Source organism: Amycolatopsis lexingtonensis (assembly GCF_014873755.1).
GTDB lineage: Bacteria > Actinomycetota > Actinomycetes > Mycobacteriales > Pseudonocardiaceae > Amycolatopsis > Amycolatopsis lexingtonensis.
Genome location: NZ_JADBEG010000001.1, coordinates 7,687,152 through 7,708,393, shown reverse-complemented (window position 1 = coordinate 7,708,393; position 21,242 = coordinate 7,687,152). Strand labels below are relative to the sequence as shown.

The 21,242-nt window shown below is 70.8% G+C and carries 21 protein-coding genes; 11 read left to right on the top strand and 10 right to left on the bottom strand.

The window, feature by feature from the left end:
- Nucleotides 1-24 precede the first annotated feature (24 nt).
- From H4696_RS35615 to H4696_RS35605, 3 genes are all read left to right on the top strand, one after another.
- Entirely contained in the window at nucleotides 25-930 is a 906-nt protein-coding gene (locus tag H4696_RS35615; RefSeq protein WP_086861415.1) for a Gfo/Idh/MocA family protein, read from the top strand.
- 239 nt (nucleotides 931-1,169) lie between these two features.
- On the top strand, nucleotides 1,170-1,826 hold the full coding sequence (locus H4696_RS35610) for a VanZ family protein (RefSeq protein WP_086861414.1): 657 nt from the start codon (nucleotides 1,170-1,172) through the stop codon (nucleotides 1,824-1,826).
- Nucleotides 1,827-2,001: 175 nt separating this feature from the next.
- Complete coding sequence (locus H4696_RS35605; protein ID WP_086861413.1) at nucleotides 2,002-2,742, top strand: GNAT family N-acetyltransferase; 741 nt, start codon at nucleotides 2,002-2,004, stop codon at nucleotides 2,740-2,742.
- On the opposite strand, the gene arfB is transcribed toward H4696_RS35605, so the two are convergent.
- The 6 genes from arfB to H4696_RS35575 all read right to left on the bottom strand — a co-directional run bounded on the left by arfB (nucleotide 2,739) and on the right by H4696_RS35575 (nucleotide 7,837).
- On the bottom strand, nucleotides 2,739-3,170 hold the full coding sequence (gene arfB, locus H4696_RS35600) for an alternative ribosome rescue aminoacyl-tRNA hydrolase ArfB (RefSeq protein ID WP_086861412.1): 432 nt from the start codon (nucleotides 3,168-3,170) through the stop codon (nucleotides 2,739-2,741). The genes H4696_RS35605 and arfB overlap by 4 nt on opposite strands.
- A 2-nt stretch (nucleotides 3,171-3,172) precedes the next feature.
- The gene (gene purM / locus H4696_RS35595; RefSeq protein WP_086861411.1) at nucleotides 3,173-4,243 is read right to left on the bottom strand and encodes a phosphoribosylformylglycinamidine cyclo-ligase; all 1,071 of its coding nucleotides are present in this window, start codon (nucleotides 4,241-4,243) and stop codon (nucleotides 3,173-3,175) included.
- 29 nt (nucleotides 4,244-4,272) lie between these two features.
- Nucleotides 4,273-5,799, bottom strand: a complete 1,527-nt coding sequence (gene purF / locus H4696_RS35590) for an amidophosphoribosyltransferase (RefSeq protein WP_086861410.1) — start codon at nucleotides 5,797-5,799, stop codon at nucleotides 4,273-4,275.
- Between the two features lie 119 nt (nucleotides 5,800-5,918).
- Nucleotides 5,919-6,224, bottom strand: coding sequence for a hypothetical protein (locus tag H4696_RS35585; protein WP_086861409.1), 306 nt, complete (start codon nucleotides 6,222-6,224; stop codon nucleotides 5,919-5,921).
- The gene (locus H4696_RS35580; protein ID WP_086861408.1) at nucleotides 6,211-6,450 is read right to left on the bottom strand and encodes a DUF397 domain-containing protein; all 240 of its coding nucleotides are present in this window, start codon (nucleotides 6,448-6,450) and stop codon (nucleotides 6,211-6,213) included. The genes H4696_RS35585 and H4696_RS35580 overlap by 14 nt, the downstream gene beginning before the upstream one ends.
- Nucleotides 6,451-6,958: 508 nt before the next feature.
- A complete protein-coding gene (locus H4696_RS35575; RefSeq protein WP_086861407.1) occupies nucleotides 6,959-7,837 on the bottom strand; it encodes a helix-turn-helix domain-containing protein in 879 nt (292 codons plus the stop codon).
- Between the two features lie 200 nt (nucleotides 7,838-8,037).
- On the opposite strand from H4696_RS35575, the gene H4696_RS35570 reads away from it, so the two are divergent.
- Complete coding sequence (locus tag H4696_RS35570) at nucleotides 8,038-8,835, top strand: SAM-dependent methyltransferase (RefSeq protein WP_169735019.1); 798 nt, start codon at nucleotides 8,038-8,040, stop codon at nucleotides 8,833-8,835.
- 13 nt (nucleotides 8,836-8,848) lie between these two features.
- Here H4696_RS35570 and H4696_RS35565 read toward each other — a convergent pair whose 3' ends face one another.
- Complete coding sequence (locus tag H4696_RS35565) at nucleotides 8,849-9,229, bottom strand: sterol carrier family protein (protein ID WP_169735018.1); 381 nt, start codon at nucleotides 9,227-9,229, stop codon at nucleotides 8,849-8,851.
- Nucleotides 9,230-9,290: 61 nt separating this feature from the next.
- On the opposite strand from H4696_RS35565, the gene H4696_RS35560 reads away from it, so the two are divergent.
- The 5 genes from H4696_RS35560 to H4696_RS35540 all read left to right on the top strand — a co-directional run bounded on the left by H4696_RS35560 (nucleotide 9,291) and on the right by H4696_RS35540 (nucleotide 14,135).
- Nucleotides 9,291-9,980, top strand: a complete 690-nt coding sequence (locus H4696_RS35560) for a type VII secretion system-associated protein (protein WP_086861404.1) — start codon at nucleotides 9,291-9,293, stop codon at nucleotides 9,978-9,980.
- Nucleotides 9,981-10,079: 99 nt separating this feature from the next.
- Complete coding sequence (locus H4696_RS35555; RefSeq protein WP_086861403.1) at nucleotides 10,080-10,880, top strand: lysozyme; 801 nt, start codon at nucleotides 10,080-10,082, stop codon at nucleotides 10,878-10,880.
- A 193-nt stretch (nucleotides 10,881-11,073) separates the two neighbouring features.
- Entirely contained in the window at nucleotides 11,074-11,943 is an 870-nt protein-coding gene (locus H4696_RS35550; protein WP_086861402.1) for a lysozyme, read from the top strand.
- A gap of 175 nt (nucleotides 11,944-12,118) precedes the next feature.
- Nucleotides 12,119-13,027 carry a hypothetical protein gene (locus tag H4696_RS35545; protein WP_086861401.1) on the top strand — a complete coding sequence of 303 codons (909 nt, stop codon included), beginning with the start codon at nucleotides 12,119-12,121 and terminating at the stop codon, nucleotides 13,025-13,027.
- Nucleotides 13,028-13,031: 4 nt separating this feature from the next.
- Nucleotides 13,032-14,135, top strand: coding sequence for a pentapeptide repeat-containing protein (locus H4696_RS35540; protein ID WP_086861400.1), 1,104 nt, complete (start codon nucleotides 13,032-13,034; stop codon nucleotides 14,133-14,135).
- A 120-nt stretch (nucleotides 14,136-14,255) separates the two neighbouring features.
- On the opposite strand, the gene purL is transcribed toward H4696_RS35540, so the two are convergent.
- Nucleotides 14,256-16,562: a phosphoribosylformylglycinamidine synthase subunit PurL gene (gene purL, locus H4696_RS35535; protein WP_169735017.1), complete on the bottom strand. Its 2,307-nt coding sequence runs from the start codon at nucleotides 16,560-16,562 to the stop codon at nucleotides 14,256-14,258.
- 234 nt (nucleotides 16,563-16,796) lie between these two features.
- Between purL and H4696_RS35530 the strand changes: the two genes are divergently transcribed.
- Complete coding sequence (locus H4696_RS35530; protein ID WP_086861399.1) at nucleotides 16,797-18,431, top strand: ABC transporter ATP-binding protein; 1,635 nt, start codon at nucleotides 16,797-16,799, stop codon at nucleotides 18,429-18,431.
- Nucleotides 18,428-20,173: an ABC transporter ATP-binding protein gene (locus tag H4696_RS35525; RefSeq protein WP_086861398.1), complete on the top strand. Its 1,746-nt coding sequence runs from the start codon at nucleotides 18,428-18,430 to the stop codon at nucleotides 20,171-20,173. The genes H4696_RS35530 and H4696_RS35525 overlap by 4 nt, the downstream gene beginning before the upstream one ends.
- A 58-nt stretch (nucleotides 20,174-20,231) precedes the next feature.
- Here the strand turns inward: H4696_RS35525 and purQ are convergent, their stop codons facing one another.
- Nucleotides 20,232-20,909: a phosphoribosylformylglycinamidine synthase subunit PurQ gene (gene purQ / locus H4696_RS35520; RefSeq protein ID WP_086861397.1), complete on the bottom strand. Its 678-nt coding sequence runs from the start codon at nucleotides 20,907-20,909 to the stop codon at nucleotides 20,232-20,234.
- Entirely contained in the window at nucleotides 20,906-21,145 is a 240-nt protein-coding gene (gene purS / locus H4696_RS35515) for a phosphoribosylformylglycinamidine synthase subunit PurS (protein ID WP_086861396.1), read from the bottom strand. Before purS ends, purQ begins: the two co-directional genes overlap by 4 nt.
- Between the last annotated feature and the right edge of the window lie 97 nt (nucleotides 21,146-21,242).

Sequence of the window (21,242 nt, the reverse complement as noted above, 5' to 3'; positions counted from 1 at the left end):
AGCGACACACCTAGACTGCGGGCCGTGGGACAGCTCATCGCGGACGGACAGCTGCGCGTCGGCCTCATCGGCGCCGGCCCGTGGGCGAAGACGGTGCACGCGCCGGGCCTCGCGGACCACCCCGGCACGGCGCTGACCGCGGTCTGGGCCCGGCGGCCGGAGGCGGCGCAAGCGCTTGCGGAGACGCACTGCGCGAACACCGCAGGCAGCGTCGAGGAGCTGTTCGAGCAGGTCGACGCGGTCGCGCTCGCCGTACCGCCGTCGATCCAGGCCGAACTGGGCGTGCGCGCGGCCGAAGCCGGGAAGCACCTGATCCTCGAGAAGCCGATCGCCGCCGACCTCGAAGGCGCGCGACGGCTGGCCGACGCGGTCGCCGCCGCCGACGTCGCCGCGCTCGTCGTGCTGACCCTGCGGTACTCGACGCAGACCCAGGAGTGGCTCGCCGGTCTCGCCCAGGCGGGCGGCTGGGCTGGTGGTGGCGCGCGCTGGCTGTCCGGTGCCCTGCTCGGCGGCCAGTACGCGGCGTCGGAATGGCGCCAGGACGACGGCGGCGCGCTGTTCGACATCGGCCCGCACGCGCTCGACCTCCTCGACGCCGCGCTCGGCCCGATCACCGGCGTCGTCGCCGCGCGGCGGAGCCCGGGCGACCTCTGGCACCTGATGCTGGCCCACGAGGGCGGCGTGATCAGCACCGCCACGCTTTCGCTGCGGCTGCCAGTGCAGCCGACCGTCGTCGAACTCGCCGTCTGGGGTGAGCACGGCTACCGGACGCTCGGCCGCAAACCGGGCTCGGCGCAGGAGTCCTACACCGCGCTCCTGGACGACTTCGCGGCGATGATCGCCAGCGGCACGACGACCCACCCGTGCGACGTCCGGCGCGGCCTGCACCTGCAGACGCTGCTCGACCAGGCCCGCCGGCTCGCCGAGTAGTACACAGGCTCCTCGCGCGCGTTTCCGTTGCGTAACAACGGTTTCCGCCACCATCCCCCATTTCTTCCACAGGGTTGTCCACAGTTTCCACTGTGGACAGTGCGCCTCCCGACCGAACCACGGCGGGCCGGACTCCGCCACCGGAAAGATCACCGAATAGTGCGGCTCGCTCGGACTGCCGAGTCGATCTTGTGATGCGAAGGTGATCTTGAGTGGAGGGGTTCCGAGAGAGGAGGCGCATGGAAGCCCTGCTTCGCGCCTTCTGGGGGATGATTCCGATTTCGGCGATCGCGCTGCCGTACGCGCTGGTCGGCTGGCCACTGCTCGCGGCCCGGCGCCGCCGAAGACTCCCGGCCCGCTTCGCGACCGCGACAGCCGGCGTCGACTGCGCCGCCCTGCTCGTTGCCTTTCTGGTGTTTTGCCTGGTCATCATGCCGGTCGGCGGCTCTTCCGAGAGCACTCTCGATCTCGTTCCCGGCTCCGACATCACCGCGGCTTTCGCCGACGACGGGTCACTCTGGCAGGTGATCGGCAACGTCCTGCTGCTCTGCCCGCTCGGCGTCCTGCTGCCCCTTCGGATGCGGCGGCTGCGCGCGCTCTCACGCGTCGCGCTGGCCGCGTTGCTCGCATCGCTGCTGGTGGAGGGTACGCAATATCTGATCCACTCGGGCCGGGTGACGTCGACCGACGACGTCCTGCTGAACACCGTGGGCGCGACGCTCGGTGCGGCGCTGAGCCGCCGCGGGTGGCGCGCGCTGGACCCGCCACCTCCGGTGCCGGTCGCCATCCCGGCGCAACGGCGGCGGATCTGCGAGTCGCCCACGCTCAGGATGCGCGTGCCGCGTTCGGTGTGGGACACGCGCTACGCCGCCATCGCGCACCCGGAGCGCCAGTAATCCGGTTGCGGCCAGTGCGAAACTGAGCGCGAAGAGCCCCTTCGAGTCGAGGAATGACCGCCTATGCCTGGCGCCGCTTCCGGCGTCGGCCCCCGCTAGGCCCGACGCCCGGCGATCCGCCCGCGAGCCCGTTTCGAGGTCCGCGGTTCCTTGACGTGCTTTTCGAAAGGCTCGAATGTCCGCCATCCAGAACTATGTCCGCACAACGGCGCCGCGCGGCCGGGAGACCGAGCGGGTCGGCCCGTTCCTGGCGACCTACTCGCCGGGCACGGCGCACCCGATGCTCAACTACGCGATCCCGGACGACGGCGCGAAGCCGAGTGCCACGGAGATTGACGCGCTCACCGCGGCGTTCCGGCGGCGGGACCTGCTCCCGAGGCTGGAGTACTTCACCGAAGTCGCCCCCGACCTGGAGAACCTGCTGGTCGGGGCGGGGTACACGCTCGAACGGCGGGTGCCGCTGATGACGTGCGCCCCCGCCGACCGGGTCGACAAGCCGACACCGGCCGGGATCCGGCTACGCGCACCGGAGTCCGACGAGGACTTCCGGCGGATGCGGTCGGCGCAGAACACCGCGTTCGGCGAACCCGCGGAGATCGACGACGACGAGGTCGAGCGGCTGAAGGCCGGCTCAGGTGTCCGGTACCTCTTGGCGGAGGACGACGGTGTGGTTGTCGGCGGCGGCCTCGCGCTGGAGGTCGTCGACGGCACCACCGAGATCGCCGGGATCGCCGTGCTCGAGCCGTACCGGGGCCGCGGGATCGCCGCGGCGCTCACCGCGCGGCTCACCCGGGACGTCCACGAGGCCGGGGCGCACACGGTGTTCCTCACCCCCGGTGACCTGGGGATTGGCGCCGTCTACGCCCGGGTCGGCTACCAGCCGGCCGGGGAGTGCGTGCACCTGTCGCTGGCCTAGTCGTCGAAGCGGCCGGAGCGGCCTCGTTTCACGTCGCTCCGGCGCTTCTTCGACGCCAGGCGGCGCTCCTTCGAACCCCGCGAGGGCTTCGTGGGGCGCCGCTTGGCGGGCGGCGGCGCCGACGCGTCGAGCAGCAGGTTCGCCAGCCGGCCGCGGGCTGCTTCGCGGTTCTGCAGCTGCGAACGGTGCTCGCTGGCCGCGATGGTCAGGACGCCGTCGACCAGCCGGGACTCCAGCGCGGCCAGCACGCGGTCGCGCAGGTGTTCCGGGATCGACGGCGACGCGGCGACGTCGAACGACAGCTCGACGCGCGAGTCCGTGGTGTTGACGCCCTGGCCGCCGGGGCCGGACGAGCGCGAAAAGCGTTCGCTCAGCTCGGTCTCGGGGACGACGAACCGGGAGCCGACCACGACGTCCCCGGTGGCCACGGTCAGAACCGCGGGTGGTCGCCCGAGAGCACCGCGCGCGGGCCGTCGACGTCGCCGGCCGGCTGCACGTCACCCAGGATCCACGCCGGGACGTGCCGCGCGGTCAGCATGGCCAGCGCGCGGTCGACGTCCTCGGAGCCGACGATCGCGACCATGCCGACGCCCATGTTGAACGTCTTCTCCAGCTCGGCGCGCTCGACCTTGCCGCGCTGGCCGATCAGCGCGAAGACCGGCGCCGGCGTCCAGGTGCCGCGCTCGAGGCGGGCGACCAGGCCGCGCGGCATGACGCGGGCGAGGTTGGCCTCCAGGCCGCCGCCGGTGATGTGCGCGAACGTCCGGACCTCGGTCTCGGCGGCGAGCGCCAGGCAGTCCTTCGCGTAGATCCGCGTCGGCTCCAGCATCTCCTCGCCGAGCGTGCGGCCGAACTCCTCGACGTGGCCGTCGAGCGGCATCCGCGCGATGTCGAGCAGCACGTGCCGGGCCAGGGAGTACCCGTTCGAGTGCAATCCGGACGAGCCGAGCGCCAGCACGACGTCACCCGGGCGGACCTTCTCCGGCGAGAGCAGTTGCGACGCTTCGACCACGCCGACGCCGGTGGCCGACATGTCGTAGTCGTGCTCGCCCATCAGGCCCGGGTGCTCCGCGGTCTCGCCGCCGAGCAGCGCGCAGCCGGCCTGGACGCAGCCCTCGGCGATGCCGCCGACCAGCGCGGCGATCTTCTCCGGGTGCACCTTGCCGACGGCGATGTAGTCCTGCAGGAACAGCGGCTCGGCACCGGTCACGACGAGGTCGTCGACCACCATGGCTACCAGGTCGATGCCGACCGTGTCGTGCTTGTCGAGCGCCTGCGCGACCGCGATCTTGGTGCCGACGCCGTCGGTCGAGGACGCGAGCACCGGCTCCTTCCACTTGTCGAGCTTGAGGGAGAAGAGCCCGGCGAAGCCGCCGACACCGCCCATGACCTCGGGCCGCGTCGCCCGCTCGGCGTGCGGCTTGAGCAGCTCGACGGCTTGGTCGCCGGCGTCGATGCTGACGCCGGCGGCGGCGTACGTGGCGCTCGTGGACTCGCTCACGGTGGAAGGACTCCCTCTGGAAGGAACTGCTAGGGACGCCGGACGGCGTCTTCGGCACCGTACCCGGCGGGGCTGACCGGGGTCGCCGCGCCATTGACCGAGTCGAGGCTTTCGAGCAGGTGCTTCCCGATCAGCGCGTCCTCCGGGAGCTCGATCGGGTACTCGCCGGAGAAGCACGCCGTGCACAGCCGCGACTTCGGCTGTTCCGTCGCCGCGACCAGGCCGTCCAGGGAAATGTAACCCAAGGAGTCGGCGCCGATCGAGCGCCGGATGCCGTCGGTGTCGACGCCGTTCGCGACGAGCTCGGCCCGCGACGCGAAGTCGATGCCGTAGAAGCACGGCCAGCGCACGGGCGGTGACGCGATCCGGACGTGCACCTCGAGCGCGCCGGCCTCCCGCAGCATCCGGACCAGCGCGCGCTGGGTGTTGCCGCGGACGATCGAGTCGTCCACCACGACCAGGCGCTTGCCGCGGATGACGTCGCGCAGCGGGTTCAGCTTGAGGCGGATGCCCAGCTGGCGGATGGTCTGCGACGGCTGGATGAACGTGCGCCCGACGTAGGCGTTCTTCACCAGGCCGGTGCCGTAGGGGATGCCGGAGCCCTGCGCGTAGCCGATCGCGGCCGGCGTGCCCGACTCCGGCACCGGCATGACCAGGTCGGCTTCGACCGGCTGCTCGCCGGCCAGCCGGCGCCCGATCTCGACGCGGGTGGCGTGCACGCCGCGGCCGGCGATCGTGGTGTCGGGGCGCGCGAGGTAGACGTACTCGAAGACGCAGCCCTTGGGGTCCGGGTTCGCGAACCGGGACGAGCGCAGGCCCGCGGCGTCGATCGCGATGAGCTCGCCGGGCTCGACCTCGCGGACGAAGGACGCGCCGACGATGTCGAGGCCGGCCGTCTCGCTGGAGACGACCCAGCCGCGCTCGAGCCGGCCGAGCACCAGCGGGTGCACACCGTGCGGGTCACGGGCCGCGTACAGCGTGTTCTCGTCGGAGAACACCAGGCAGAAGGCGCCCTTCAGGGTGGGCAGCAGCTCCATGGCCGCGGCCTCGATGCCCTTGTCGGCGGCGTTCGCGGCGAGCAGGCCGCAGATGAGGTCCGAGTCGCTCGACGAGCCGGTCAAGCCCGCGTGCGGCTTGAGCCCCGCCTCGATGGTGCGTTCGCGCAGCTCAGCCGTGTTGACGAGGTTGCCGTTGTGCGCGAAGGACAGGCCGCTGCCGGTTTCCGTGGTGCGGAAGATCGGCTGGGCGTTCTCCCAGATGGTCGCGCCGGTGGTCGAATACCGGCAGTGCCCGACGGCGATGTGCCCCTGCAGCGACTGCAGGATCTGCTCGTCGAACACCTGGCTGACCAGGCCGAGGTCCTTGAAGACCACGATCTGCGAGCCGTCGGAGACGGAGATGCCGGCGGCCTCCTGGCCCCGGTGCTGCAGGGCGTAGAGGCCGTAGTAGGTCAGCTTCGCGACTTCTTCCCCGGGAGCCCAGACGCCGAAGACGCCACACTCCTCGCGGGGTTCCGGTTCGGGCTGGTCGGACACGAGCTGCGGGTCGGAAACCACCGAGGAGCTCCTGGGAAGACGTGGTCAGGCCGGTTTTCAGTGTAGACGGTGCCGACATGAGTCAGGCCCCGCCCGGAGTGGTTCTGACCACTTCGGACGAGGCCCGCAAGCTTGGGTTCTTAAGAGGCATCCGGCAACGCGAGGATTTCGGAGAGCACCTGTGCGCCTTCGCCACGGCGGCGCCACAGCCACCGCTCCGGCTCGAAGATGTTGTCTTCGGTGCCGGGCATCCGGGTCGCCACTACGTCGTCCTCGGCATTGAGCCGGACCACGTCCACCACGTCGTCGTGCACCCGCACACCGACGACGGCGAGGACCTCGCCACGCTCGTCGGCGGGGTGGACGAACTGGTAACCGCGTGCCACCAGCTCTTGCAGTCCGGTTTCGATGTCGAAGACGGAGGCGACGGCCTCAGCCGAGGACATCGTCGAATTCACCGTCCTTGGCGCCGGCCAGGAAGGCCGCCATCTCCGCGCGCGTGTAGACGAGCGCCGGGCCGGTCGGGAAGCGCGAATTGCGCATCGCGATCTCGCCGCTGACCAGCGGTGCCACCTCGACGCAGTTGCCCACCGCGCCGCTGTAGCTCGCCTTGCGCCACTGGGCGCCGGAGAGCCGATCGGCCGGGATGCCGTTCTCGAATCGCTCAGCCATGTTCCCACCTCTCGAAGCGGAATATGCCCCGGGCGCTGCATCTGCATGTGCATTTGCCCGCGTATCGAAGGCTAGCACGTGTGCCTGCAACGGTAAATGCACGTGCAGAATTTCTTGCAAAGTTCTCTGACGGTAAAGAATCACCTGGTCACGGTTAACCTATCGGGTGATAGGAGGGTGCTCGTTCGGGTTAACCACTACTTGTAGTTAGCGGTGAGTGGGAACGTCTTGAGCGGGAGACTCCGGAGAGTGATGTCGGCAGGCAGCGCTCGGGGCGGGGACGTCGTGAACGACTCTTTCACCGCGCCGGGAGGGTCAGCGCCCTCCCGGCGGCAGGCCCGGATCGGTTCGGTCCGACTCGGCGGACCTGGCCCGGCGCGGCTCGGCGGCTTGGCACGCCCCGGCGGCAAAGGTCTTGAATGAGTCATTCAGGGCACCGGAGGTCCTGAATGACTCATTCAAGACACCGCGCCGACGAGGCATTCGCGACCGGCGATGAACCCGCGCGTCAGATCTCCGCGCGCCGCTTCGCCAGCAGGGCGCGGCTCCGTTCCGGCGTCTCCGAGTCGACCGCCAGCATGTCGAGTGCCCGGCTGTACTTCTCGATCTCTTCGCGCTTCTCGATGTAGTGCGCGCCCGTCAGGTATTCGACGTAGGCGATGTTCGGCAGTTCCGGTTCGCCGAACCGCAGCAGCGAAAACGCGTGTTCCGCGGACAGCCCGCTGCGCGTGTACGGCAGCACCTGGACCGACACGTGGGGCAGCGCGCTCATCTCGAGCAGGTATTCGATCTGCTGCTTGAGGACCTTCACGCCGCCGATCGGCCGGTGCAGGACCGACTCGTCGAGCACCATCCACACGCGGGGCGCGTCCGGCCTGCTGAACATCTTCTGCCGGCGCATGCGCAGCGCGACCAGCTGGTCGACCCGCTCGTCGGCCATCTCCGGGCGGCCGTGGCTGAAGATCGCGCGGGCGTACGGCTCGATCTGGAGCAGGCCCGACACGTAGATCGGCTCCCAGATCTGGATTCGCGCGGCGGCTTCTTCGAGGCCGACGAGGTCGGTGAACCAGTTCGGCATGGTGTCGCCGAAGCGCCGCCACCAGCCCGGCTCGTTCGACTGCTTGACCATGTCGAGGAACGTCTGGCGTTCCGTCGCGTCCTCGACGCCGTACATCGTCAGGAGGTCGGTGACGTCGCGTTCCTTGAAGCCGACGCGGCCCAGCTCGAGGCGGCTGATCTTCGATTCGGACCCGCGGATGTTGTACCCGGCCTGCTGGCGGGTGATGCCGGCTTCTTCACGGAGCCGCCGCAGCTGCGAGCCCAGGATCATGCGGCGCGCCGTGGGGCCGATGTTCTGTTCTCCTGCGGACGCGTTCACCGCGTTCATTCCCGGACCTTCCGCGCTCACGTCACCAGGGGGTTCTAGCCCGACTACCGAAAGTACACGTTAACCCGTCCTGCGCAAAGAGGTGACCCGGTTTACCCCGTGCGCGCGTCGGCCTACTCTACGTAGAGTACGAGACTTTCGACACAGAACTTGCGAGGTTCAAGATGCCCGATGCCGCGACCCGGACCGAACGAGTTCCCGTGGGGGTCGACCCGACCCGTGCCAGCATCGCGCGCGTGTACGACGCCTTCCTGCTCGGGAAGGACAACTACGAGATCGACCGGGAGGTCCTGCACAAGGTGCAGAAGGCCGCCCCGGAGGCGCAGGACCTCGCGTTCGAGAACCGCGGCTTCCTCATCCGCGCCTGCCGCTTCCTCGCGAGCCAGACCGGCATCACGCAGTTCCTCGACCTCGGCTCGGGCCTGCCGACCGCGGAGAACACCCACCAGGTCGTCCAGCGGATCAACCCGGAGACCAAGGTCGTCTACGTCGACAACGACCCGGTGGTCCTCGCCCACGGCCGGGCGCTGCTGGAGGAGAACGAGCACACCCACTTCGTCGCCGAAGACATCTTCGAGCCGGCGCGGATCCTGCAGAACGAGGTCGTCCGCGAGCACATCGACTTCAGCCAGCCGCTGGTCCTGCTCCAGATGGGCACGCTGCACCACTTCAACGGCGACTCCGCACGGCCGGCCGAGATCATGCGGGAGTACGTCGACGCGCTGCCGTCCGGCTCCTTCGTCGGGCTCAGCCATTTCTTCGACCCCGAGAACGACGACTCCGCGACCGCCCGCCGGATGGAGGACTTCTTCCTGCACAGCCCGATGGGCTCCGGCACCTTCCGGACGCAGAAGGAGATCGAAGAGCTGTTCCCCGGCCTCGACATGGTGCCGCCGGGCGTGGTCCGGTGCGCCGACTGGTGGCCGGACGGCCCGCGGCTCAAGGACCTGAACGTCGCGCAGCGGACGATCGCCGGCGGCGTCGGCCGCAAGCCGTAAGGCTTCCCGTCCGTCAGAGGCGGACGAGGGGGAGCCAATGGGAAAGGTCGGCCCGGGTGCCCGACGCGGACACCCGGCCGGCCGCCACGGCAGTGGTCCAGTCCAGTTGGCCGGTAGCCAGTTCGAGCCACGTGCGCGGGTCGGTCTCGATCACGTTCGGCGGGGTGCCGCGGGTGTGCCGCGGCCCTTCCACGCACTGCACCGCCGCGAACGGCGGCACGCGGACTTCGACCGTGCGGCCCGGCGCGTCGGCCGCCAGCGCGCGCAGGCTGAGCCGGACCGCCGCGGCGAGTTCGGGGCGCGCCGGGTCCGGCGCATCGCCCTGCAGCCAAGGGAAAACCGCCACCACCGCCGCACGTAACTGTCCGGGGTCGACCGAACGCGAAGAGGCCATGGGCAAACAGTAGAGTGGCCCACCAAGAGTTTTAAGGCACACCCGAGAACGTGGGGACGAGATGGCGCAGCGGGACGAGGCGGATCGGATGGTTTCGCAGCAGCCCACCGGAAACGGGCCGGAACACCCCGGCAGGCACAGCCGCGCGGCGCGGCGCTCCGGCCAGCAGGCCCGGCGCTCCGGCAAGCACGGCACGCCCGAGATCACCGCGGAGATGCGGGCGAACGCCCGCGCCAACCCCAACAGCTGGCTCTACGTCATCGACGAAGCCTTCGACCCGAACGGCCCGGTCCCGTCGTGGGCGGTCGTCGGCGCCTACCCGGTGAACGGGGTCGGCGACGTCGTCGCGGACTTCCACCCCAACGACCGCTACCGGCCTTCGCCGAAGGCGCTGGGTTTCCCGGAACCGACGAACGACCTCGAGCACCTGCTGCAGCTCGTCCGCACCGAGCACCGCCCGGCGTCGGACCTGCCGAAGATCGTTCTCGACTCGACGCTGTTCGTCTACGCGATGTCGCCGGTGCAGCGCACGGTCATCGGCTTCCACAACACCGACGGCCGCGTGATGGTGCCGGCCTACACCCGCAAGGCGCTGGTGCCGAGCGAGTGGCCGCACGCCCGCGCCGTGCTGGGCCGCGACATCGTCAGCCTGCTCGGCGGGCACCCGGTCGCGATCAACCCGCACGACCTGATCACGGCCGTCGTGCCGGCCGAGCACCTTCTGAAGGCGATCGCCGACGAACAGCGCTGACCTGCGGGTTTAACCCCATCGAGTGACAACCCGAGTCGCCGGATCGGCGACTCGGGTGCATCGTGAGGCTGGATAAGTCTCACGAGACCGGTGGGGAGCATGAGGGTGAATCGTCGGATATCGCTACCCCTCGCCGCCGCGGTCCTGCTCGTCGCCGGCCAGTCGCCGGCGACCGCACAGGACATCTACGCCGGGGCCGAAGAACACTTCGCGGGTTCGCAGATCGCCAAGGTGGAAGGGGTCGGCGCGGCGCCCGATGTGCTGTACGGGTCCGACGACCAGCAGCTCGGGCACGACGTCAGCGGGCACCAGGGCCCGGTCGACTGGCCGGGCGCGGCGCGCGCCGGCGCCAAGTTCGTCTACGTCAAGGCGACCGAGGGCACCGGCTTCGTCAACCCGCAGTTCGCGCAGCAGTACAACGGCTCGTACGACGCCGGCCTGATCCGCGGCGCCTACCACTTCGCGCGGCCGGACGTCTCCGACGGGGCCGCGCAGGCGCGGTACTTCCTCGCCCACGGCGGCGGCTGGTCGGCCGACGGCCGGACCCTGCCCGGCGCGCTCGACGCGGAGTACAACCCGTACGGCGAAACCTGCTACGGCAAGGACGCCGCCGGCATGGTCCGCTGGATCAGTGACTTCTCCGAGACCTACCGCGCGGCGACCGGCCGCTACCCGACGATCTACACGTCGACGAGCTGGTGGAAGCGCTGCACCGCGAACAACGGGGGCTTCGGGAACAACCCGCTCTGGATCGCCCGCTACAACACCTACATCGGCGAGCTGCCCGCCGGCTGGGGCGTGCACACGATCTGGCAGTTCGCCGACCGCGGCCCCCTGCCCGGCGACCAGAACTGGTTCAACGGCCCGGCCGACCGGCTGCTCGCGCTCGCGCTGGGCTGAACGGCGCAGCGCCCCCGGTAATAGGTGTTAACCAGTCACGAATTGAAGATCGACTTCCCGAGAAAATCACCCACGCGTATACCCAATTTCACGGAACTGAGTGACAAACCGCCATCCCGTCCTCAACAATCGTGCCCGGGCGGCTACCTGCACATAGCCGCCCTCAGCGAGGGTTCTGTGAAGGGATTCCATCATGTCCACTTCCCGAAGAGTGCGGCTGTTCGCCGCCCTGGTCGTCCCGGCCACGCTGCTCCTGCTCGGCAGCACGGCGCAGGCGGCGACGTTCTCCCCCGAGGCCGACCCGGTCGCCGCGATCAACGCGGACATCGCACAGCACAACCACGAACTGGGGTCGCAGATCCGGCGCGTCGAAGGCGACAAGTCGACACCGGACACGCAGAAGGCGGCTCAGCAGCCGCAGCCGGCCCAGGCGGTCCCCAACCAGGTGCTGGCCACCGTCGCCGGCATGGACGTCGCCAGCTACCAGGGCAACGTCGACTGGGCGAGCTGGTGGAACCAGGGCAAGCGGTTCGTCTGGACCAAGGCCACCGAGAGCACCAGCTACACCAACCCGTACTTCGCGCAGCAGTACAACGGCTCCTACAACCAGGGCTTCATCCGCGGCGCGTACCACTTCGCCACGCCGAACACCTCGAGCGGCGCGGCGCAGGCCAAGTACTTCGTGGCCCACGGCGGCGGCTGGTCGAGGGACGGCAAGACCCTGCCGGGCGCGCTCGACATGGAGTACAACCCGTACGGCGCGACCTGTTACGGGCTGAGCAAGGCCGGGATGACGTCGTGGATCCTCGACTTCCACGACACCTACCACTCCCTGACCGGCCGGTACCCGGTGATCTACACGTCGACGAGCTGGTGGAGCAGCTGTGTGAGCGGTGACTTCTCCAGCACGGCCCCGCTGTGGGTCGCGCGGTACGCGTCGACGGTGGGCACCCTGCCGTACAACTGGAGCTACTACACCGTCTGGCAGTACACCTCGAGCCCGCTCGACCAGGACACCTTCAACGGTGCCTACGACCGGCTCCAGGCACTCGCCAACGGCTGACCCGCACCACCCCGGCTCCCGGTTCGTGACGACTTCGCGTCGGCCCGGCCGGGAGCCGGTTTCATGCCGTACCGTCCGAGCTTGCAGAATGCTGCGCACACGTCCTGGGGAACCGCTCGCGTCCACCGGACGTCGGAACGCGGACGAAACACCCAGCGCCCGGAAGGCATGAAAGATGACGTACCCGCCTCAGCCGGGCCAGCCCGGCCAGCCCGACCCGTACGGCCAGCAGCCGCAGTCCGGCGGCTTCCCGCAGCAGCCGTACCCGCAGCAGGGCGGGTGGGACCCCAACCAGCAGCAACAGCCGTACCCGACGCAGCAGTACCCGCAGGGCTGGGACCCGAGCCAGCAGCAGCAGCAGGGTTACCCGTCGGGCGGCTTCCCGGCGAGCCCGCAGCCGCAGTGGGGCGACCCCAACGCGCAGCAGCAGCAGTCGGCGTGGGCGGACCCGAACGCGCAGCAGTACGGCCAGCAGGCCTGGGACCCGAACCAGGGCGGCCAGATGTCCGGCTGGGACCCGAACCAGGCCGGCTACGCGCAGGGCTTCGGCGGGCCGCCGGCGCCGCCGAAGAAGAGCAAGACCGGGATGTGGATCGCCATCGGCGCCACCGTGGTCGTCGTGCTGGCGGCGCTGGGCGTCACCGGTTTCGTCGCGCCCGGGTTCTTCCTGTCGAAGGACGACACGACCGTCGCGGCGCCGCCGTCGTCGAGCACGTCCGCGAAGCCGACGGCCCCGAAGACGAGCACGCCCAAGAAGACGACGCCGACTTCCAAAGCCCCGTCAGGCTCGGGTGCTTCGGACGCCAAGGCGGTCCTGCAAGGCTTCATCGACAAGCTGAACGGCGGCGACAAGGCCGGCGCGATCGCGCTGGGCTGCGCCGACTCGAAGGACCTGCTCGACTCGTGGCTCGACACGTTCCTCAAGCCGCCGCTGAAGCTGCAGCTCGGCGAGGTGCCGGACGACGAGTACCTGGTCGAGGGCCAGGTCACCGGGACGTCCGCCGGCAAGAACGTCAAGGGCACGCTGAGCGCGACGAACTTCGACGACAAGGGTTTCTGCGTCAGCACCATGCTGGTTTCCTGAGCGGGTGAAGCTGTGGCGATCACCGCTGGCGTGGACGTTCTTCGCGTCGCTGGTGCTGCTGCTGGGGGTCGGCGGCTGGCTGCTGACCGACCCCGCCACCAGCCGCAGTGACGCGCTGAAGACGGGCGGTCTCGCCGGCGGCGCGATCGTGGCGCTGTACGCGCTGTGGCTCAACGACCGGCGCCGCCGGGTCGAGGAACGCCGCCAGGACGTCGAACGCCGCCGGCACGAACTCGAGTCGCAGCGCGCGGAACAGGACCGCGAGCGGGTGGCGGACGAGCGGTTCGCGAAGGCGGTCGAGCTGCTCGGCCACGCCGCGGACCAGGTGCGCGTGGGTGCGCTGCACGCGCTGGCGGGGCTGGCGCGGAGCCGGCCGGAGTACACGCAGACGGTCCTGGACGTGCTGTGCTCGTACCTGCGGCGGCCGTTCGAGCACCCGCGCTACGACAAGGACCTCGACCGCAAGGAACGCGACGGCACCCGGGGCACGCCCGAGCAGGAGCAGGAGCTGCAGGTGCGGCTCACCGCGCAGCGACTGGTGAAGGACCTGCTGCCGCCGGCTTCTTCGCCGGACGCCCCGGATTACGACCTCGACCTGACCGGCGCGATCGTCGAATACCTCGATTTTTCGGGGTGCCGGATCGGCGGGATGCTGCTGCGCTACGCGGCCCTGCACAGCAGCACCAACTTCAGCGGCTGCCGGTTCACGGGCCGCGTGTACTTCACGGCGGCGGGCACCGGCCGAGGGCGGCTGATCGGGTACTTCCGGTGCCGGGGCGCGGTTTTCGAGAGTCACGCCTGGTTCAGCGGGACTGAGTTCGCGGAGCTGACGGACTTCACGGACACGACGTTCGCCGGGGAGACGACGTTCAAGGACGCGAAGTTCGGCAACGACGCGCTGTTCGGCGGGGTGCGGGTGACGGGATCGCTCGACCTGCGGCGGGCTTCGTTCGGTGGGCAGACCGACCTGCGGTTCGCCGAGCTGCCGGCGGCGGTTTCGTTGTACAACACGCGGGTCCGGGCCGAGAAGGACGTGCAGCTGCCGGAGGCTTGGGACTTCGAGGAACTGCACGACGGGGACTTGCGGATCGTCGCGAAGCGGGGCTGACACCCCCGCCCTCCTCCGGGGGGCGTCCCCGAGTCCAGTCTACCGGCGGGGTGCGACGAAACCCGTTGCCGAGCCCGGTCTGTCCACAGCCCGCTCGGGTTGTGGACAGACCGGAACGGCTCAGTCGAACAGCGCCGGCAGGGCGCCTTCCCACACCTCGCGCAGCTCGTCCAGCGTGAACTCCGTGATGCCCTGCAGCTCCAGCGTGCCCGACTCCGGGTCGACCACGCCGGTCTTGCGCCACGGCAGGCCGCGCGCGGTGCACATCTCCGTGAAGCGCAGCTCCTCCGTGCGCGGGACCGCCACCAGCACGCGGCCCGCCGACTCGGAGAACAGCTGGACGAACGGGTCCTGGTCGGTGTCGAGGAAGACCCGGGCGCCGCACTGTCCGATCAGGACGGTCTCGACCAGCGTCTGGATCAGGCCGCCGTCGGACAGGTCGTGCGCGGCCGAGATCATGCCGTCGCGGGAGCCCGCCACCAGGATCTCGCCCAGCAGCTTCTCCCGCGCCAGGTCCACGCGCGGGGGCACGCCGCCGAGGTGGCCGTGCAGCTCGCGGGCCCACGCCGAACCGTCCAGCTCGTCGTGCGTTTCCCCCAGCAGCAGCAGGGTTTCGCCCGCTTCCGCGCCGATGCCGGTCGGGATGCGGCGGGTGACGTCGTCGATCACGCCGAGGACGCCGATCACCGGGGTCGGCAGGATCGCCGTCGAACCGGTCTGGTTGAAGAAGCTCACGTTGCCGCCCGTCACCGGGATGCCGAGCTCGACGCAGCCGTCCGCGAGGCCGTGGACCGCCTGCTCGAACTGCCACATCACGCCCGGGTCGGTCGGGGCGCCGAAATTCAGGCAGTCCGAGACCGCGACCGGGGTCGCGCCACCCGTCGCCACGTTGCGGTACGCCTCCGCCAGCGCCAGCTGCGCGCCGCGGTACGGGTCGAGGTAGACGAACTTGCTGTTGCAGTCCGTCGCCACCGAGACGCCTCGGCCGGACGACTCGTCGATCCGGATCATGCCGGAGTCCGACGGCTGCGACAGCACGGAATTGCCGCGCACGTACCGGTCGTACTGCGACGTCACCCATTCCTTCGACGCCTGGTTCGGCGAGGCGATCAACCGCAGCACGTCCGCGCGCAATTCGTCCGGAGTGGACGGACGCGGCAGCGTCGCCGAGGTGTCCGCGATCAGCGCGTCCTGAGTGGACGGTCGCTCGATCGGCCGGTCGTACACCGGGCCCTGGTGCGCCACAGTGTGCGCCGGGACGTCGACAACGACCTCGTCGTGCCAGGTGATGACCAGGTGCTCGCCGTCGGTGACCTCGCCGATGTCGGTGGCGATGACGTCCCACTTGCGGCAGACCGCCATGAACGCCTCGACGTTCTCCGGCGAGACGACCGCGCACATGCGCTCCTGCGACTCGCTCGAGAGCACCTCGGCGGGCGTCATCCCGGTGGCGCGCAACGGAACGCGGTCGAGGTAGATGTGCATGCCGCCGTCGCCGGCCGCGGCCAGCTCGGACGTCGCGCAGGACAGCCCGGCGCCGCCGAGGTCCTGGATGCCGACGACCAGCTTCTGCGCGAACAGCTCGAGGCAGCACTCGATGAGCACCTTCTCGGTGAACGGGTCGCCGACCTGGACGCTCGGGAGCTTCTTGCGGCCGGACGCCGACTCGTCACCCGAAAAGGTGTCACTCGCCAGGACGGAAACGCCGCCGATGCCGTCGAGGCCGGTGCGCGCGCCGAACAGGATGATCTTGTTGCCCGTGCCGGACGCGAACGCGAGGTGCAGGTCTTCGACGCGCATCGCGCCGACGCACAGGGCGTTCACCAGCGGGTTGCCGGCGTAGGACGGGTCGAAGACGAGCTCGCCACCGATGTTCGGCAGGCCGAGGCAGTTGCCGTAGCCGCCGACGCCGGCCACGACGCCGGGCAGCACGCGCTTGGTGTCGGGGGCGTCGGCCGGGCCGAAGCGCAGCGCGTCGGCGACCGCGAGCGGCCGCGCGCCCATCGCCATGATGTCGCGGACGATGCCGCCGACGCCGGTCGCGGCACCCTGGTAGGGCTCCACATAGGACGGGTGGTTGTGGCTCTCCACCTTGAAGGTGACCGCCCAGCCCTCGCCGATGTCGACGACGCCCGCGTTTTCGCCGATGCCGGCCAGCATCTTGGCCTTCATCTCGTCGGTGGCGGTCTCCCCGAAGTAGCGCAGGTGCTTCTTCGACGACTTGTAGGAGCAGTGCTCGCTCCACATCACCGAGTACATGGCCAGCTCGGCGTCGGTGGGCCGGCGGCCGAGGATTTCCCGGATGCGGGCGTACTCGTCGTCGGCAAGACCCAATTCGCGATACGGCTGGGTGTGCTCCGGGGTCGCCCCGGCGCGCTCGGTGGTGTCAACGGTGCTGGTCACGGTGTCCGTGTCAGGGTTCGCCACGGCCGCCAGGATACGGGCCGCCCGGTGGTGCCCCGGACGGTGGGCCACCGAAATCGGGACGGCCACCGGCGGGTGTGAGCGGCGCGACACCGCGGCCCGGCCTGGGGACAACCCGGGCGCGCGGGCCCCCGAATTGTCGGACCCCGCGAGTAACGTTGAAACCGGGGGTCCCCCAAGCCGCGCGGCCCGAAAATCGGTCGCCTTCGTCCGGGGGTCGGCTTACCGTCAAGAATCGTGCTTTCCGCCACATACCCCCTTCCGCCGCTGCGGCTGCCCGCGCGGCCGACCGCGAGCCGCTTCCTGCTCGCCGTCTTCCGGGCCCGGCTCGGGACGGTGCTGGGCGCGGCCGCGATCGGTGTCGTCTGGGCGCTTCCCGGTGCGCTGCTGCCGCTGGTCGTCGGCCAGGGCATCGGCGCCATCGGCGCGCACGACGGCGCCGCCGTCGGGCGCTGGGCGCTCGCGGCGGCCGTCCTCGGCCTGGTGCAGACGGTCTTCGGGACCTGGCTGCACTTCCTCAACTACGGCCTGTGGCTGCACGGCGCGGGCACGACGCAGCGCACCGTGTCGGCGCACACCACCCGCGTCGGCGCCGGCCTGCGCGAGCAGACGACGACCGGCAACCTCGTCGCCGTCAGCACCACCGACATCAACCACATCGGCAACACCGTCGAGATGACCGGCCGCGCGGTCGGTTCGCTGCTGGCGTTCGTAGTGGTCGCGGTGTGGCTGGTCTCGACGTCGCCGCTGCTCGGCGTGGTCGCGCTGGTCGGCGTGCCGGTCGCGGTGCTCGGCATCGGCCCGCTGCTCGCGCCGCTGCAGAAGCGCAAGGCGAAGCAGCGTGAGCAACGCGGGGACGTCAACGCGCTGGGCGCGGACATCGTGTCCGGCCTGCGGATCCTGCGCGGCATCGGCGGCGAGCGGCGGTTCTTCGCCCGCTTCCGCGAGACGAGCCAGCGGGTGCGGCGGGCCGGCGTCGAGGTCGGCAAGGCCGAGGCGTGGCTGGCCGCGGCGGAGATCGCGCTGCCGGGCCTGGTCACCGTGGTGATCACCTGGCTCGGCGCGCGGCTGGCCGTGGCCGGCTCGATCGACGTCGGGCAGCTGGTGGCGTTCTACGGCGTTTCGGCGTTCCTGATCTGGCCGGTCACCGCCGCGACCGAGGCGGTCGGCTCGATCACGTCCGGGCTGGTCGCGTCGCGGAAGGTCGTGGCGCTGCTGGCGATCCGCCCGAAGCTGGCGGACCCGGAGACGCCGGTGCCGCTGCCCGAAGGGCCGCTGGAGCTGGTCGACACCGAGTCCGGCGTCCGGGTCGCGCCCGGCCGCCTGACGGTCGTCGACTTCGGTGCCGGCGGCGAAGCGGTGGCGGACCGGCTGGCCCGGTTCGCCGACGCGGCCGACGGCGAAGCGGTGCTGGTCGGCGGGGTCCGGGCGGACCAGGTCGCGCTCGCGGAGCTGCGGCGGCGGGTCGTCTACGCGCACAACCAGGACATCTGGTTCTCCGGCGTGTTGCGCGAGCAGCTGGCGCCGGCGCGGGAGAGCGGCGTGGGCATCACCGAAGCGCTGTACGCGGCCGACGCCGACGACATCGTGGAGGCGCTGCCCGGCGGCGTCGACGAGGTGATCGGCGAGCGCGGCCGCGAGGTGTCCGGCGGTCAGCGGCAGCGGCTGAACCTGGCCCGCGCGCTGGCGGCCGACGCCGACGTGCTGGTGCTGGACGAGCCGACGTCGGCGGTCGACGCGCACACGGAGGCACGCATCACCGAGCGCGTCGCGGCGCTGCGCCGCGGCAAGACGACGGTGGTGTTCAGCCAGAGTCCATTGTGGACACATGTGGCGGACGAAGTCTTCAACGCGAAGGTAGTGACGGTATGAAACGGCTCCCCACGGCGTCCCGGCGGGACGTCCGCCGCTGGGCGCTGCGGACGGCGGCGGTCCACAAACGCGAGTTCGGCCTGCTGCTGGGCGCGCTGGCGGTGGCCACGCTGATCGGGCTGGCCGGCCCGCAGCTGCTCGGTGCGCTCGTCGACGACGTCGCGGCCGGCACCACCACCGGCCACGTCGACGTGCTCGCGGCGGCGTTCGTAGGGATCCTGCTCCTGCAGGCGCTGGCGCGGAAGATCGCCCGGCTGCGCGGGGCGGTGTTCGGCGAGCTGGTGCTGGCCAACGCGCGCGAGGAGTTCGTCGGGACGGCGCTGAAGCTGCCGCTCGGCACCGTCGAGGCGGCGGGTACCGGCGACCTGCTCAGCCGGGCCACCACCGACCTCGGCCGGATCGACCACGCGGCGCGGTTCGCGGCGCCGGAGATCCTGGTCGCGGCGGTGACCGTGGTGTTCACGGTCGTCGCGATGGTGCTGACGTCGCCGCTGCTGGCGCTGGGCCTGCTGGTCGCGGTGCCGCTGCTGGTGCCGGTCAACATCTGGTACCAGCGGCGGATCCCGGCGGTCATGCAGTGGATGCTGGACCGCTGGGCGGACCTGACCACCAGCGTCCACGAGACGGCCGAAGGCGCGCGCACGGTGGAGGCGCTCGGCCTGACCGACCGGCGGGTCGGCGCGGCGTACGAGGCGCTGGACCGCAGCATTTACGGCGAGCGGCGGATGCGAGCGCTGCAGCTGCGCTGGCTGCCGTCGCTGGAGATCAGCTACGTCGTCCCGCTGGCGGTCATGCTGCCGCTCGGGCTGCTCGCGTACACGCGGGGCTGGGCAGGGCTCGGCGAGATCACCACGATGCTGCTGTACACGCAGGCGATGGCGGCGCCGCTGAACGAGGCGCTGTTCTGGCTGGAGGACCTGCAGGTCGCGGCGGCCGCGGCGCGCCGGATCCGCGGTGTCCACTCGGTGGCCGCCGAGGGTGCGGAGAAGGTGACGGAGGTGCCGCGCGGCCGCGACATCGACGTGCACGACGTCCGGTTCGCCTACACCGCCGACCGCGAGGTGCTGCACGGCATCGACCTGCGGGTACCGCGCGGCGAGCGGCTGGCGATCGTCGGGCCGTCCGGCGCGGGCAAGTCGACGCTCGGCCGGCTGCTGGCCGGCATCGCGGCGCCGTCGTCGGGTTCGGTGCGGATCGGCGGCCAGGACGTCTCGGCGCTGGCCGACGACGTCCTGCGCGGCGAGGTGCTGCTGCTGACCCAGGAACACCACGTGTTCTCGGGGACCCTGCGGCAGAACCTGGCCCTGCCGGCCCGGCGTTCGGGTGGCGATTGGACGGACGACGAGCTGCTGGCCGCGCTGGCCTCGGCGGGCGCGTCGGACTGGGTCGCGTCGCTGCCGTCCGGGCTCGACACGAAGCTGGGCTCCGGCGAGCACCCGGTGCCGGCGGCGATCGCGCAGCAGCTGGCGCTGGCCCGGGTGGTGCTGGCCGACCCGCACACGCTGGTGCTGGACGAAGCGACGTCGCTGCTGGACACGGGCTCGGCGCGGGACCTGGAGCGGTCGCTGAACAGCGTGCTGTCCGGGCGGACGGTCATCGCGATCGCCCACCGCCTGCACACGGCCGCGGCGGCCGACCGGGTCGCGGTGGTCGAGGACGGCCGCATCACGGAGCTGGGCCCGCACTCGGCCCTGCTCTCGGCGGGCGGTTCGTACGCACGCCTGGTGGCGGCGGCCAGCTGAAGCGGTCCGGGGCTGTGGACGATGAGCGTCCCGCAGCCCCGGAACCGCCGGTGCGACCTCAGGCCTTGACCAGCGCGTCCACCGCGCTGAAGAACATCCCCAGCCCGTCGTCGGACGGCCCGGTCAACGCGTCGATCGCGTGCTCCGGGTGCGGCATCAGGCCGACGACCCGGCCGTTTTCGCTGCGGATGCCCGCGATGTCATTGCGCGAGCCGTTCGGGTTGCCGCCCACGTACCGGAAGACCACGCGGCCCTCGGCCTCGAGCTCGTCCAAAGTGGACTGCTCGGCCATGTAGCAGCCGTCGATGTTCTTCATCGGGATCAGGATCTCGGCCCCGGCCTCGTACCGCGTGGTCCACGCCGTGTCGGTGTTCTCCACGCGGAGCCACTGGTCGCGGCAGATGAAGTGGAGGCCCTGGTTGCGGATCATCGCGCCCGGCAGGAGGCCCGCCTCGCACAGGATCTGGAAGCCGTTGCAGATGCCGAGGACCGGCATGCCGCCGCGGGCCGCTTCGATCACCGGGGTCATCACCGGGGCGAAGCGGGCGATCACGCCCGCGCGCAGGTAGTCGCCGTAGGAGAAGCCGCCCGGGACGACGACCGCGTCGACGTCGTGGAGGTTCTCGTCCGCGTGCCAGAGCGGGACCGCCTCGGCGCCGGCGTAGCGGACCGCGCGGGCCGCGTCGCCGTCGTCCAGGGTGCCCGGGAACGTGATGACGCCGATGCGCGCGCTCACGCCTCCACCCGCTTGATGGTCCACTGCTCGATCACCGGGTTCGCCAGGAAGCCCTCGGCGATCTTCTCCAGCGTGGCGTCGTCGACCGTGTCGTCGACCTCGATCTCGAAGTGCTTGCCCTGGCGGATCTCCTTGATCCCGGTGAAGCCGAGGCGGCCGGCGGCGCCGAGCGCGGCCTGTCCCTGCGGGTCGAGGATTTCGGGCTTCGGCATGACGTCGACGACGACTCGGGCCACGGCAGGCTGCTCCTTATTCACGCAGGTCGTGGGTACCGGGCCAGCATAGTTGACACCATTTGCCGCACTCGCGCCCAGGTGGCGAGGGCCACCGGAA